We start from the raw sequence: 13460 nt of genomic DNA on the forward strand, positions 1-13460 counted from the left end.
CGTATAATTCACCTCGTTCCGCAGGTGACACATTTGTGAAGCAAGCGGTAACGGCACGGATACCAAAGCCAGAGTGGCGGAATTGGTAGACGCAGCGGATTCAAAATCCGCCGCCCGCGAGGGTGTGCCGGTTCAAGTCCGGCCTCTGGTACCATTCGTGCACTACCTTACTTGCAAAAGTAAGCGCAATAAAAAACCGACTCTCGAGTCGGTTTTTTGCGTTTTAGAGCTTGAAAAAGGTCAGCCTGCTTACAAATGCCATTTCACCAATAAATTCGCGTTTCTTTCGTCTACGCCATCAATGCCGAATTTGTTGGTCCAGTAAACATATTCCACGCCAACATAGAGTGGGGTAGACATGCCGAAGTGATGACCTATATCCCATTTTAATTGAGAAGTAAGGTTCATGCTTGCTGCACGGTTGTCGTCGTCGACTTCTGAAGTCCAGTCCATGAATCCGTCGTAAAGCCATTTACTATTGCCGATGGCGAAAGGGATGCCCCATACAACTGTGGTTTGCCAGTTGCTTTCACCACCGTCGTTGTTTCTGCGGTACAGATCAACATTAAAGTAGCTGAAGCCGGGAACTGACCAGTCTGAGCCAATACCATAAAGGTAATGCGTGAAGCCTTGGCCTACCTCTATAGTGCCACTTGCCGAAATAGCCTGAAGAAAACCGCCTTCGTCGAATGACATCATGCGTACCCGCGGAGAGAACTCACCGTAGGTTTCTGTGAAACCGTTAGAGGACTCTAAGCGGTCGAAGAATGTGAATAGGCTACCCCAGCTTGTACCTGCTGCATACTCGAAGGTAAGCACTTCGCGGTCGGGGTCACCAACCTCGTAGTCGGAGCCGTTCAAATACGTCAGGCTGTAGCTAGACCATTGTGTTTCAGCATGTGCTTGGCCAAAGCAAAGCAACGAGAAGGTTAACGACAATATTATTTTTTTCATGTCTTTGTTCCCTTGGTTAAACCTTAAATTGACTCACAATTTCTCTCATGTGCTGAGCTCTTGCTGTCAGTGTTTCTACTTCTTGTATTTGGCTTGTCGCACTTTCGTGAATGCTGTTGGCCATAGACGTAATCTGCTGCGCTGACTCGTTTACATGATCAACAACTGTAGTTTGCTCTTCAGTTGCGGTCGCCACTTGGTGGTTGCCTTCACTAATGCTGTCAAATCTTGCGCGAATAGCTTCTAGTGCGCTAGACGCTTGTTGCGCGCGCTCGGAGAGCTCGATACTGCTTTTCGTGCCGTCCTGTATTGACGTGAGTGAAACTGAAGTTGCTTGTTGCAAGCGCTCAATTTGATTTCTAATTTCCTGAGTAGAATCTTGTGTACGACTCGCTAGCGTTCTCACTTCGTCGGCCACTACGGCAAAGCCTCGGCCTTGCTCACCTGCGCGAGCTGCTTCAATAGCAGCGTTCAGTGCAAGTAAATTAGTTTGTTCTGAAATGCCGTTGATAACGTCGACCACAGAGTTAATGGCTTCAGCCTGGCTAGCCAAATCTGAAATTGAGTTTTCACTCTGTTTCATCGACTCTGCAAGCTCGGTCATGGTTCTTGAGAGGTGCTGCATAACTTCATTGGTTTCATGCGTGTCGTTCACTGCGCTAGTTGTGTCTGAAGCTGTTTTATGTGCAACCGATGAAACGTCTGCGATGGTGTGACCCATCTCGTTAATAGCTGATGCGACAATTTGCGTTTGTTTCTGCTGTTCGTCGGAATAGTCTACCGACTGCTCAGAAGTTTTACGTAAGTTTTTAACGCTCTGGTTAATCGCTTGTTCTGCCTCTTGGATTTCCTTAACCAAGTCAGAGAACTTCGCCAGAATAGCGTTAAAGCCGCCTGCCAAGTATCCAAGCTCGTTGTCGGTTGTGTCGTCTAAACGCTGAGTTAAGTCGCCACCTGAAGCGGACATTTCTTTCAAGCGGTCGCCAACTTGGGTGATATTGGTACTCACTTTGCTGGCAATATACCAAGCGAGCAGTACGAATAATGCTGCGAGTACGATAGCAGACCCAACAGAGAGCCAAACTACGGTACTTACCTTGCCCGTAATCTCACTTTTCGGCATAAGCGTAACAAGTTTCCAGTCTAGTCCTGCTAGGCCTGAAGTCGCTACATAATATTCTTCTCCGTCCACTTCACCGGTGAGTAGTTGGTAGTTTGAGCCCGAATTCAAAATTTGGCGTGACATTTCCCCGTAACGGCTAATCGATGATAGTGACTTGTTCACACTGCTACTGTCGCGGTGAGCAACGATGCTTCCGTTACCGTCTAGCAAGAACATGTAACCGTTTTCACCAACCTGAATGTCGTTGACCAGAGATATAATTGAAGAAACGTCGTAACCAAGGCCGGCAACACCGAGTGCATTGCCTCTATCATCTTCAGCTCTCACATTTACGAATACAGTGAGTGCGCCGGTTTCTTCATTCGGGTCTAGGTTGAGGTTCATGTCTTGGCCACTTTCGATAAAGTTAAAAAACCAAGAGTCTCGCTCAACGCTTCTGGACACTTGCTTGAATAGACCAGATTCGGTGTAGTAATTGTTGCTTCCGTTTACAACCCAAAACACGGTAGCTGCTCCGTTGCGGTCAACAAAGCTTTGCATGTAGTCGAGAACGTCATTTAATTCGGAACGGCTCTCGCCCGATTCAATCCAATCATGAACAAAAGTATTTTGCGCAACACTTTGAGAAAGTGCGATAGGAGTTCGTAATTCCGATTCAATTTGAGACTTTGCGCGTTCAACAACATTCGGCAAATGCTCTTGTTCGGTAACTTCGTAAAACATGGAAGAGAATCCGACGATATTTACGAACGAACTGATGAGAATGGTTAAGAACAGGGCTAAGGTCATGGCCCCTGCCAAAAGGGTTTTCAGCTTTAATTGATTTAAATTGAGCATAAGTAATTCCGATGAAAGAAACGAAATCGCAATTCAAACAGCATAGTTCAGTTGTTTGAAAAATACACGATATACATCGAGCAGATAGATAAAAAACTTTAGGGAAATTGGGGGATTAGTTGTGAGGTGGGAAGCAATAAGAGCAAATAAAAAGGAGCAACATGAAAGCTGCTCCTTTTGCGGATCACTAAATCAAATGCAATTCATTAACGACTTTCTTCAATCCACTGCATAACTCTGCGTTCAAGTAGCGGTAACGGCAATGCACCACCACCTAGAATTGTGTCGTGGAAACCTCTGATGTCGAAGTTTTCACCTAACTCTTGTTCAGCGTGAGCACGCAGCTCTTGGATTTTAATCATGCCCATTTTGTAGGAAGTTGCTTGTCCTGGCATGACCAAATAACGTTGAATTTCAGAGCGGGCTGATGCTTCAGCGGTTGGAACATTCGCCATGAAGTATTCGAATGCTTCTTCCTCTGTCCAGCCTTTGGCATGCATACCAGTGTCTACAACTAAACGAACTGCACGCCAAATTTCTGAACCTAGGCGGCCGAACTCTGAATAAAGTTCTTGGTAACCACCCATTTCAACTGCCAGTTCTTCCGCATATAGTGCCCAGCCTTCAACGAACACGGTAAAGAACATTGTGGTTCTGAACTTCGGAATGTTCTCTAACTCTTGTGCAATAGAGATTTGCATGTGGTGACCAGGATTACCTTCGTGGTAAGCAATCGCTTCCATGTCGGTTTTAGGCATAGAGGTCATGTCTGAAAGGTGTGCATAGTAAACACCAGGTCTGGAACCGTCTGGCGTTCCGCGAGAATAGTGCTGTGCTGCACCGTCTTGCTCACGATAGGCTTCAACACGCTTAACCACTAGGTCTGCTTGCGGAAGAATACCGAAGTACTCCGGAAGCTTTTCGGTGATGGCTTCGATGTATGCCGTAGAATCGTCTAAGTAACCTTGGCGACCTTCATCTGTATCTGGGTAGAAGAAACGTTCGTCGGTTCTCATGTATTCAAAGAATTCGGTAAATGTACCTTCAAAGCCCATTTGCTCTTGAATGTCTTCCATTTGTGCACGAATTCTAGCGACTTCGTCTAAACCAATCTGGTGAATTTGATCAGCAGTAAGATCTGTTGTGGTGTGCTGCTTTAAGCGGTCTTGATAATACGCTAAGCCACCTTCATGACGATTCACACCTGTGGGGTTAACCACGGTGTTCACGATGTCTGCTTCCAGCCAGTTCGCAAGAGCCGCGTAAGCTGGTTGAACTTCGCTCACTAATGCTTCTGAAGCTTGTTGCTTAAGGCTATCAGCTTGATCAGCAGTAATGGTTTCATTTTCTAATAAAGCGTTAACCTTATTATTTACGTCAGACCATAGCGGCGAAGGTCGTTCACTGTCGTCGAATGGTTGTCCAGAAATAAGTCCACGCGTTTCTAAAATAACAGTGTCGTAGGCAAACCGAGGAGCGCGTATACCCGCTTCCGCATTGCTTTGGGCACGTTCTGTTAGCTGACCGATAGCACGAGCAAGTTCGCCTAAGCGAGAAATGTAAGCTTCCATGTCTTCTGCAGTGTCGACACGGTGGTAGGCAATCATAAATTGTACTAGACCCGTATGAGCGCCTTGCATTTGATTAAAGATATAACCGTATTCGTTAAATTCTGCAGACGATTGCTGACGGTCGAGTGAGTATTCAATGATGTCCCAAGACAGTCTTGCGTCTGCAGTTAGCTCGTCGTAGTCGAATGTGTCGCGCATGGTTTGTACCATGTTTTGGTAGAACGCTAAATTTTCAGCTTCACCTTCGACAGACATATCGTCGAGTTCACCGTAGCGGTCTTTGCGACCCATAGTGGTAAGCTGCATAGGACTGCGTTGCAACATGATTTCGTACTGTTCGTCTAACCAAGTATTAAATGCTTCGGTGTGCTCTGCTTGGCTTGCCATAGTATCTTGTTCTTGCGTTTCTGTTTGTGGAGCTTGACCACAGGCGGCAAGAAAAAATACGACAACGAGGGGTATTATTTTTCTCATGAGTGGGTACCTTGTCGTGATTGAATTTGTAATTATCTCGCAGGTCTAGATTGTCACTGTTATACTGCAACAGAATGCCTGAAAAGCCCAGACTTATTAGTGCTGAGGCTTGATTAAACAAGAGAAACTATGTCAGAAGATAAATCGACACCACCACATTACGATGTAGAAATTCCTTCGCGCGACGAACTGCTAGCAACGGTGAAAGCAGAGCTTAAACCCGTTCCGTTTAGTCGCATTGTCGAAAAATATAAACTTACTGATGAACGCCAGCAAATCGGTCTTAAGCGACGGTTACGTGCTATGGAGCGTGATGGGCAACTTGTTTATACCAAAGGTGAAAGCTACGGCTTGCCGGAGCGTATGGATTTAAAAAAAGGTAGAGTTATAGGGCACAGAGACGGGTTTGGCTTTGTGCAACTGGAAACTGAAGGGCCGGATTTGTTCTTACCACACCATCAGATGCAAGGTGTCATGCATGGCGATACGGTGTTGGTTAAAGCCGGAAAGTCAGACGCTAAGGGTCGACAAGAAGCACGAGTAGTGAGAGTTATTGAACAGGGCAAACAAGAAGTAGTAGGACGCTACTTTGTTGAGCAAGGCTTAGGTTTTGTGGTTCCTGACGACAGTCGCCTTAGCCAAGACATTGTTATTCCTCCTGAGTCGAGTCATGGCGCGCGGCAAGGGCAAATTGTAGTTGCTGAACTACTTAACCGACCAACGCGCAGAAGTGCTCCTGTGGGGCGTATTAAAGAAGTGTTGGGCGAACACTTGGCGCCGGGAATGGAAATTGAAATGGCCATTCGCGAGCACGGCATACCGCAAGAGTGGTCGGCTCAGGTTCTAGAAGAAGTCGGAAAAATTGCGGAGGAAGTGCAAGATTCGGACAAAGAAGGTCGTGTTGATCTCAGGGAGTTGCCGTTAATTACCATTGATGGTGAAGATGCACGAGATTTTGATGACGCCGTATATTGTGAGCCCGACGGAAAAGGCTTTCGTTTATGGGTAGCTATTGCTGACGTAAGTCATTACGTGCGGGTTGGAACAGAGCTTGATCGGGAAGCGACTGACCGTGGTAATTCTGTTTACTTTCCGAATCACGTTATTCCCATGCTGCCAGAAAAGCTGTCGAATGGACTGTGTTCGTTAAACCCTGATGTCGACCGTTTGTGTATGGTTGCAGAGATGCAAATTGGCAGTCGCGGTAAGCTGCAAAATTATACTTTTTATCCGGCATTGATGCGTTCTCATGCTCGTCTTACCTACACTAAAGTGGCAAAAATTTTGGAAGGCGACCCTGAGCTGAGGCAGCGTTATCAGCATCAGCTCACTACTATTGAACAATTGCATGCTTTGTACAAAGTATTGCGTGCTAAGCGCGAGCAACGCGGAGCTATAGATTTCGATACAGTTGAAACGCGGTTTATTTTTAATGCTCAGCGCAAGATAGACAAAATAGTGCCGGTAAAACGCAACGACGCGCACATGCTCATTGAAGAGTGCATGATTATGGCCAACGTTGCTGCTGCTCAATTTGTGGAGAAGCACGAGGCGAAAGCCTTATTCAGAATTCACGACCTACCAGACGAAGAGCGTTTGCAAGGTTTCAGATTACTGTTAGGCGAGTTGGGTATAACCATGCCTGGCCATGAGAAGCCAACACCGGCCGACTTTAGTTCGGTGCTCGACCAAGTTAAAGATCGGCCCGACAAAGAACTCATTCAAATGATGCTACTACGTTCGCTTCAGCAAGCTGTTTACAGTGCGGAGAATCGTGGGCACTTTGGACTGGCGTTGGAAGCCTATGGACACTTCACTTCACCTATTCGCCGCTACCCAGACTTGATTTTGCACCGAGTGATTAAACACATTCTGAAGACCAAAAAGGCAGAACTGGCTGGCCTTGAAGGTGCGTGTTTTTATACCGACGAACAATTAGATTTTTTAGGTCCGCATTGCTCGTCTACTGAACGACGCGCCGACGAAGCCACACGCCAAGTGGATGAATGGTTGAAATGTGAATATATGCAGGACCATGTTGGCGATGAATTCTCAGGTGTTGTGAGTTCGGTAACCAACTTTGGTTTATTCATTCGTATTCCAGAGTTGATGATTGACGGGTTGGTGCACATTAGTGAGCTGCCTGGCGATTATTATCATTTTGATGCTGAACGACACTTATTGATCGGTGAGCAGTCGCGCAAGGTTTTCCGCATTGGAGATAGTGCAGAAGTAAGAGTGGCGAGTGTTGACCTAGATGAACGGAAGATTAACTTTATGCTGTTGAGCTCTACAGCGAGTGAGACAGAGTTAGCCACCCCGTCTACACCTAAACGAACGCCGCCAAAAGGGAGAGGGAAGGCTAAAAAGTCAGATTTGCCTCGGTCGAAGAAGCCGACAAAAGGTAAGAAGTTGAAAGCTAAAGCAGGTAAGAAAAAGACAAGGGCTCGCAAGAAATGAGTAAAAAAGAAGAAGTATTTGGGTTGCATTCAGTTGCCGCAATATTAGAGCACGCGCCAACGCGAGTTCTGGAGTTGTTTGTACAAAAGGAAAAAACACAAGACACTGTGCAGCCCGTTGTAGATCTGGCTAAAAAGGCAGGAATTCGTCCGCAGTTCTGTTTAAAGAAAACACTAGATCAACGAGCGGACGGCGGTAACCACCAAGGTGTTTTGGTGGTTGTGCAACCTGCGCCTCAACTTACCGAGTCTGCCTTACCTGACCTAGTTGATAATGCTGCTGGCGCGCCACTATTTCTGGTGCTGGACCAAGTAACGGATCCTCACAATTTAGGTGCGTGTTTACGTACGGCAGATGCAGCCGGCGTAACGGCTGTAATAGTGCCTAAAGACAAGTCTGCGGCGCTCAACAGTACAGTTCGTAAGGTTGCGAGTGGTGCAGCTGAAATTGTTCCTTTTGTTGTGGTAACAAACCTAGCTCGAGCACTAAAAGATTTGCAGCAGTTAGGGGTGTGGATATACGGAACAGCTGGCGAAGCCACAACGTCAGTGTATCAACATGATTACAAAGGCCCGGTTGCATTTGTTATGGGTGCTGAAGGTACGGGTATGCGCCGACTTACTCGAGAGCATTGCGACGAACTCATTTCTATACCGCTCCAAGGAACTGTAAGTAGTTTGAATGTTTCAGTGGCTACTGGGGTTACGTTATTCGAAGCTGTTCGCCAGCGCAGCTCTATGTAGTATGGATATACAAATAGGCCTAAATTGCCAGCCATTGTGGCTGTGTAACTCCATTAAGTGGATGATAGCACTCGTTTTACTTGTCGTTTTGGGCCTGTTTGTGCGTCGACTTTTTCGTGAATGGAAAAAGTTGAAGAACCAAGACCGAGAATAAAACCTTAAAACCTCGCCTATATCGCTGATCCAGGCTTGTATTGTGTGCTTAATTTGCGTACAATCGCCGCGCTTGAATCAGCCCTTTAACTTATCAAGTTCCTTGCCTCAATGTTAGCCGGGCTGAGCTAAACGTAGGCTTTAATCCATAAGGAGCACTTAATGCGTCATTATGAAATCGTATTTATGGTTCATCCGGACCAAAGCGAGCAGGTTCCAGGCATGGTTGAGCGTTACAGCGAAACCATTAACCAAGGTGGTGGTACTATTCACCGTTTGGAAGACTGGGGTCGCCGTCAATTAGCTTACCCAATCAACAAGCTACACAAAGCTCACTATGTTCTTATGAACGTAGAAGCTTCAGCTGAAGTGATTGAAGAGCTGGAAACTACTTTCCGCTACAACGACGCGGTTCTGCGTAACCTGATCATGCGTAAAGACGAGGCTATCAACGAGCCTTCTCCTTTCGCAAAGCCTAAAGAAGGCAAAGAAGACCGTCGCGAAGCGAAGCAAGAAACTACAGAGACTGAATCAGCTAGCGAATAATGGCTGACAAGGTTGATGAGCTGGGAGTGAATCAACTTATTTTAAGTGGTGTGTTGGTAAAACCGCCACGGCAAAGTAAGAGCCCCGCTGGAATACCGCATTTGCACTTGGTGTTAGAACATCGTTCAACACAAGTAGAAGCAGAACTGCCCAGGCAGTGTTACGCAAGAATGCAGGTGATAGCGAGTGGAGAATGGTCCCAGCGATGGTCACAACTTTTAACTCTGGGCGATGCAATAAAAGTAACAGGCTTTATTCAACGACATGAAGATAAACATGGAATGGGTAAGTTGGTACTGCACGCACAGAATATAGAACAGGTTTAACAGGAGAACATCATGGCTCGTTTTTTCCGTCGTCGTAAGTTCTGCCGTTTTAAGGCAGAAGGCGTTAAAGAAATCGATTACAAAGATATCGCAACACTAAAGAACTACGTTACCGAAAGCGGTAAAATTGTTCCTAGTCGTATTACTGGCACTTCAGCTAAGTATCAGCGTCAACTAGCTCGCGCAATCAAGCGTGCTCGTTACCTGAGCTTGCTGCCATACACTGATGGCCACAAGTAAGGAGTAACGCGATGAATGTAATTTTATTAGACAAAGTTGCAAACTTAGGTGGCTTAGGCGACCAAGTAGTTGTAAAACCAGGTTACGCACGTAACTTCCTTTTCCCATCAGGAAAAGCGGTTCCAGCAACTAAAGCAAATGTTGAAATGTTTGAACAGCGTCGTGCTGAACTTGAAGCGAAACTTGCTGCTGACCTTAAAGTTGCAGAAGAGCGCGCTGAAAAAGTAAACGCACTAGAAGCAGTTGTTATTGAGTCTAAAGCAGGTGACGAAGGTAAACTATTCGGTTCTGTAGGTACTCGTGACATCGCTGACGCAGTTACTGCTGCAGGCGTTGAAGTTCAGAAGAGCGAAATCTTGATGCCTCACGGTACTATTCGTGAAACAGGTGAATTCGAGATCGAACTTCATTTGCACGCGGACGTTTTTGCGAAAATCAACTTGGTTGTTAAAGCAGCTGAGTAAGTAAAAAAGTTCGAAAGTAAGAGAAGAAGCAGCACCTTGTGTGCTGCTTTTTTTTTGCTTGGTGTGTATCATCAGTAAGATTCCTATAACGATAACGAAGTTCTTCTATGGCTGAGCAACTCAAGAAAAAAGACTCTAAAATTGAAGCTTTAAAAACAGCGCCACACTCTATAGACGCTGAGCAGTCGGTTTTGGGCGGGTTAATTCTCGACAATCATGCGTGGGACAATGTTTCTGAGCGCGTAATACACGACGATTTTTACCTTAATGCTCACCGCATTATTTTTAAGGCTATAGAAAAGCTTGCGGAGCAAAATCAACCGATCGACCTTGTTACTCTCTCGGAGAGACTTGAAAGTGTCGATGAGCTAGAGCAAGCGGGCGGCTTTGCATACTTACTAGAGATTCAGAAAAACACGCCAAGTGCGGCAAACATTCTAGCTTACGCAGACATTGTTAGAGAGCGCGCTGTACTGCGAGAAATGATTGCTGTAGCGAACGAAATTGCCGAATCGGGTTATGATACTAGTGGCCAAGATAGCCGTGAATTATTAGAAGCTGCGGAAACAAAAGTATTCGCTATCGCCGAAAAGCGGGCGAAGAAAAATGAAGGTCCGAAGCTTGTTCATTCCATTCTCTCTGAAACATTAAAGCGTATCGAAGAACTCGCCGCTCAAGAAGATAATACCGGTATTACCGGACTGTCTACGGGCTTTTATAAACTTGACGAAATGACGGCAGGGTTACAAAACTCTGACTTAATTATTGTTGCAGCACGTCCTTCAATGGGTAAAACCACATTTGCGATGAACTTGGTTGAGCATGCTGCAATGAATGCTGAACATCCTGCTTTGGTGTTTAGTTTGGAAATGCCATCTGAACAGATCATGATGCGTATGTTGGCGTCTCTCTCACGAGTTGATCAAACCAAGATAAGAACAGGTAAGTTAGAAGACGAAGACTGGAACCGAATTGCTTCGGCAGTGCAAATGATGAAGTCTCGCGGTAAGCTTTTGATAGACGACGCTAGTGGCCTTTCACCTTCAGAAGTTCGCTCTAGAGCTAGACGCGTGCATAAAGAGCATGGCGGCGTGAGCATGATTATGGTCGATTATCTTCAGTTGATGAGCGTACCAGGTATGAGTGAGAACCGAACCTTGGAAATTGCCGAAATTTCTCGCTCACTGAAAGCATTAGCGAAAGAATTGAATTGCCCGGTCATCGCTCTTTCTCAGTTAAATCGTTCTTTGGAGCAGCGCTCGGACAAACGCCCTGTGAACTCAGATTTACGTGAGTCGGGCTCAATTGAGCAAGACGCCGACGTGATAATGTTTATATATCGCGACGAGGTGTACAACCCTGATGCCACTGAAGACAAAGGACTAGCAGAAATTATTATTGGTAAACAGCGGAACGGTCCGATTGGGCGGTTGAAGCTGAAGTTCCATGGCTCGCTTTCTCGTTTTGATAATTACACCAATGCAGAAATAGAGGATCTCTATTGATGCGTCCGGCTCGTGCCTACATAAACTTAGCGGCTTTAAGAAATAACCTGCAAGAAATACGCAGAGTAGCGCCAGGAAAGCATATTTTGGCGGTGCTTAAGGCGAATGCTTATGGTCATGGTTTAACGCGCATAGCGAAGACGCTAGACGATGTAGATGCGTTGGGCGTGGCACGCCTGAATGAGGGTATGGAGCTTAGAAAAGACGGCATTACCAAACCTATTGTATTGCTGGAGGGTTTTTTTTCCGAAGACCAATTGCCTCTTCTTGCTGCGAGCAACTTACAACCGGTACTGCACCATCAGTGGCAACTTGATGCCTTGTACGCGGCCAAGAACTTGCCCGCGTCACTTAAAGTGTGGCTGAAAGTAGATTCTGGTATGCACCGGTTAGGGATAGAGCCAAGCCAAGCTAAGCTTCATTTTGAGCAGCTTTCTGCCTGTGAGTGGGTTGTTGGCGAACCGATATTAATGAGCCATTTTGCCTGTGCAGACGAGCCCAAGCATCCACAAAATGCAGAACAATTGGAAATTTTTAAAGGCCTTGTGAACGAGCTTCGACCGACGGGTACTTCCTTGTCGAACTCAGCTGCTATTTTTGCTGGGCTAGGTAACAACACCGACTGGATTCGGCCAGGGCTGGCGATGTATGGCATTTGCCCTTTTGTTAATCAGGTCGATACCGACAGTTACACCTCAAACCTTAAACCGGTTATGAACCTACTTGCGGACGTGATTTCAACGAAGCGTATTCATGAAGGTGATTTTGTAGGGTATGGCGCAACTTGGCAGGCTAGCAAATCGACCAATATAGGTATTGTTTCGATTGGTTATGGTGACGGTTATCCGAGACACGCTCCGGTAGGCACTCCAGTGTGGATAAACGGAAAGCGTTACCCGCTAATCGGTCGAGTTGCAATGGACATGATTACAGTTGATCTAGGCGATGATAACGTAGAGCCTGGTGCTACGGCTGAACTGTGGGGCGATCACTTACCTGTTAAAGAGGTTGCTGAGCACGTAGGTACAATTGCATACGAGTTGCTTTGTAACGTAGCTAAACGGGTGTGGTTGGAATATTCAGAGTAGGTGTAACGACAAGCTCGTAATTAGAGCTTGTCGAAACAAATTTCCAGATGCGCCTTACCTGCAGGGTGAGAGAAAGGCATAATTATTTTCGGTCCTTCAGAGCGGTGGCGAATAGTGTGGTTGTGACCTGAAACAACTACCGGTGATGCCATATCGAAGTCGAAGCCTTTTTCACCCAAGATTCGCTTAGCGCCGCCTGTAACCATGTTGGTAATCTCTCCGACCATGTCAATGACTTCTTCATTTAACTCGGTCGGCTTCTCGCCCAACATTTTGTGCATGATTTCTACGGCTAAACCTTCCTCAAATGATATTGAGAAGGAACCTTTTGTTTTGGGACCAACCATACCGATTAACCCAGAAACATCACCACGCGCTCTGTCGTCTTTTTTCATAGCTGGCTTGCCGGGTTTTAGTTCGACTTGAGCCATCATTGAAAGCACGTTTTGTAGCGACGATAAAAACGGGTTTACAAACTCTACATTCATATTCAATCCATGTATTAACGCAATTTGTTTGAATTAGTTAGCTAATTTTTGACATTGTGCACACACACCGTGCGCTTCAACGGTTTGGTGATGTAAATCAAAACCGTATTTTTCAGCTTGAGCGAGCATTTCGGTGTCTACTTGAGCCGAGTGAATTTCTTGCACTGAGCCGCACTCTTTACATATTAGCATCTGTGCCGGATGTTGCTTCTCAAAATGCGAACATAAAACATAACTATTCGACGTTGACAGTTTGTGGACAAATCCTTGCTCCTGCAAAAAGTCGAGCGCTCGATAGATAGTAGGTGGTTTCGCATTTGGAACTTCACTTTTTAGAAGCTCAAGTAAGTCGTATGCGCCAATTGCACCTTCTTGTTGACTGAGAATAGAAAACACTTCTTTACGGGTAGGGGTCATTCTCACCCCGCGGTGTTCGCATACATTCTCGGCTTTCGCCAGTAATATTTGATTAAGCTCTGTAGTCATAG

General features: G+C 46.0%; 13 protein-coding genes and 1 tRNA gene. 9 read left to right on the forward strand and 5 right to left on the reverse strand.

All coding sequences use genetic code 11. The annotated features are described in order from the left end of the window. Window positions 1-67 precede the first annotated feature (67 nt). Window positions 68-154: transfer RNA gene (locus EYQ95_RS00585), tRNA-Leu, on the forward strand. A 95-nt stretch (window positions 155-249) separates the two neighbouring features. Here the strand turns inward: EYQ95_RS00585 and EYQ95_RS00590 are convergent. From EYQ95_RS00590 to EYQ95_RS00600, 3 genes are all read right to left on the reverse strand, one after another. After that, the gene (locus EYQ95_RS00590; protein ID WP_111914710.1) at window positions 250-954 is read right to left on the reverse strand and encodes a nucleoside-binding protein; all 705 of its coding nucleotides are present in this window, start codon (window positions 952-954) and stop codon (window positions 250-252) included. Between the two features lie 16 nt (window positions 955-970). After that, window positions 971-2914, reverse strand: a complete 1944-nt coding sequence (locus tag EYQ95_RS00595; protein WP_111914709.1) for a methyl-accepting chemotaxis protein — start codon at window positions 2912-2914, stop codon at window positions 971-973. A gap of 206 nt (window positions 2915-3120) precedes the next feature. Then, the gene (locus EYQ95_RS00600) at window positions 3121-4959 is read right to left on the reverse strand and encodes a DUF885 family protein (RefSeq protein ID WP_111914708.1); all 1839 of its coding nucleotides are present in this window, start codon (window positions 4957-4959) and stop codon (window positions 3121-3123) included. A 129-nt stretch (window positions 4960-5088) separates the two neighbouring features. On the opposite strand from EYQ95_RS00600, the gene rnr reads away from it, so the two are divergent. The 8 genes from rnr to alr all read left to right on the forward strand — a co-directional run bounded on the left by rnr (window position 5089) and on the right by alr (window position 12484). Beyond that, entirely contained in the window at window positions 5089-7419 is a 2331-nt protein-coding gene (gene rnr, locus EYQ95_RS00605; RefSeq protein ID WP_111914707.1) for a ribonuclease R, read from the forward strand. Further along, window positions 7416-8162, forward strand: a complete 747-nt coding sequence (rlmB, locus tag EYQ95_RS00610) for a 23S rRNA (guanosine(2251)-2'-O)-methyltransferase RlmB (RefSeq protein WP_111914706.1) — start codon at window positions 7416-7418, stop codon at window positions 8160-8162. Before rnr ends, rlmB begins: the two co-directional genes overlap by 4 nt. A gap of 315 nt (window positions 8163-8477) precedes the next feature. Continuing rightward, window positions 8478-8861, forward strand: coding sequence for a 30S ribosomal protein S6 (gene rpsF / locus EYQ95_RS00615; protein WP_111914705.1), 384 nt, complete (start codon window positions 8478-8480; stop codon window positions 8859-8861). Further along, window positions 8861-9187 carry a primosomal replication protein N gene (gene priB / locus EYQ95_RS00620; RefSeq protein WP_111914704.1) on the forward strand — a complete coding sequence of 109 codons (327 nt, stop codon included), beginning with the start codon at window positions 8861-8863 and terminating at the stop codon, window positions 9185-9187. Before rpsF ends, priB begins: the two co-directional genes overlap by 1 nt. A 12-nt stretch (window positions 9188-9199) precedes the next feature. Further along, the gene (gene rpsR, locus EYQ95_RS00625; RefSeq protein ID WP_072155060.1) at window positions 9200-9427 is read left to right on the forward strand and encodes a 30S ribosomal protein S18; all 228 of its coding nucleotides are present in this window, start codon (window positions 9200-9202) and stop codon (window positions 9425-9427) included. A gap of 11 nt (window positions 9428-9438) precedes the next feature. Beyond that, window positions 9439-9891, forward strand: coding sequence for a 50S ribosomal protein L9 (gene rplI, locus EYQ95_RS00630; RefSeq protein WP_111914703.1), 453 nt, complete (start codon window positions 9439-9441; stop codon window positions 9889-9891). Window positions 9892-9998: 107 nt separating this feature from the next. Continuing rightward, a complete protein-coding gene (gene dnaB / locus EYQ95_RS00635; RefSeq protein WP_111914702.1) occupies window positions 9999-11396 on the forward strand; it encodes a replicative DNA helicase in 1398 nt (465 codons plus the stop codon). Further along, window positions 11396-12484 carry an alanine racemase gene (gene alr / locus EYQ95_RS00640; protein WP_111914701.1) on the forward strand — a complete coding sequence of 363 codons (1089 nt, stop codon included), beginning with the start codon at window positions 11396-11398 and terminating at the stop codon, window positions 12482-12484. The genes dnaB and alr overlap by 1 nt, the downstream gene beginning before the upstream one ends. Window positions 12485-12504: 20 nt before the next feature. On the opposite strand, the gene EYQ95_RS00645 is transcribed toward alr, so the two are convergent. Continuing rightward, complete coding sequence (locus EYQ95_RS00645) at window positions 12505-12972, reverse strand: chemotaxis protein CheX (RefSeq protein ID WP_111914700.1); 468 nt, start codon at window positions 12970-12972, stop codon at window positions 12505-12507. 33 nt (window positions 12973-13005) lie between these two features. Then, a complete protein-coding gene (zur, locus tag EYQ95_RS00650) occupies window positions 13006-13458 on the reverse strand; it encodes a zinc uptake transcriptional repressor Zur (RefSeq protein WP_111914699.1) in 453 nt (150 codons plus the stop codon). Window positions 13459-13460 lie beyond the last annotated feature (2 nt).

Source organism: Lysobacter sp. N42 (assembly GCF_004344885.1).

What these genes read in the sequence shown, in the direction of transcription:
- EYQ95_RS00590 (WP_111914710.1), bottom strand. Translation starts at nt 954, where the DNA reads ATGAAAAAAATAATATTGTCGTTAACCTTCTCGTTGCTTTGCTTTGGC.
- EYQ95_RS00595 (WP_111914709.1), bottom strand. Translation starts at nt 2,914, where the DNA reads ATGCTCAATTTAAATCAATTAAAGCTGAAAACCCTTTTGGCAGGGGCC.
- EYQ95_RS00600 (WP_111914708.1), bottom strand. Translation starts at nt 4,959, where the DNA reads ATGAGAAAAATAATACCCCTCGTTGTCGTATTTTTTCTTGCCGCCTGT.
- rnr (WP_111914707.1), top strand. Translation starts at nt 5,089, where the DNA reads ATGTCAGAAGATAAATCGACACCACCACATTACGATGTAGAAATTCCT.
- rlmB (WP_111914706.1), top strand. Translation starts at nt 7,416, where the DNA reads ATGAGTAAAAAAGAAGAAGTATTTGGGTTGCATTCAGTTGCCGCAATA.
- rpsF (WP_111914705.1), top strand. Translation starts at nt 8,478, where the DNA reads ATGCGTCATTATGAAATCGTATTTATGGTTCATCCGGACCAAAGCGAG.
- priB (WP_111914704.1), top strand. Translation starts at nt 8,861, where the DNA reads ATGGCTGACAAGGTTGATGAGCTGGGAGTGAATCAACTTATTTTAAGT.
- rpsR (WP_072155060.1), top strand. Translation starts at nt 9,200, where the DNA reads ATGGCTCGTTTTTTCCGTCGTCGTAAGTTCTGCCGTTTTAAGGCAGAA.
- rplI (WP_111914703.1), top strand. Translation starts at nt 9,439, where the DNA reads ATGAATGTAATTTTATTAGACAAAGTTGCAAACTTAGGTGGCTTAGGC.
- dnaB (WP_111914702.1), top strand. Translation starts at nt 9,999, where the DNA reads ATGGCTGAGCAACTCAAGAAAAAAGACTCTAAAATTGAAGCTTTAAAA.
- alr (WP_111914701.1), top strand. Translation starts at nt 11,396, where the DNA reads ATGCGTCCGGCTCGTGCCTACATAAACTTAGCGGCTTTAAGAAATAAC.
- EYQ95_RS00645 (WP_111914700.1), bottom strand. Translation starts at nt 12,972, where the DNA reads ATGAATGTAGAGTTTGTAAACCCGTTTTTATCGTCGCTACAAAACGTG.
- zur (WP_111914699.1), bottom strand. Translation starts at nt 13,458, where the DNA reads ATGACTACAGAGCTTAATCAAATATTACTGGCGAAAGCCGAGAATGTA.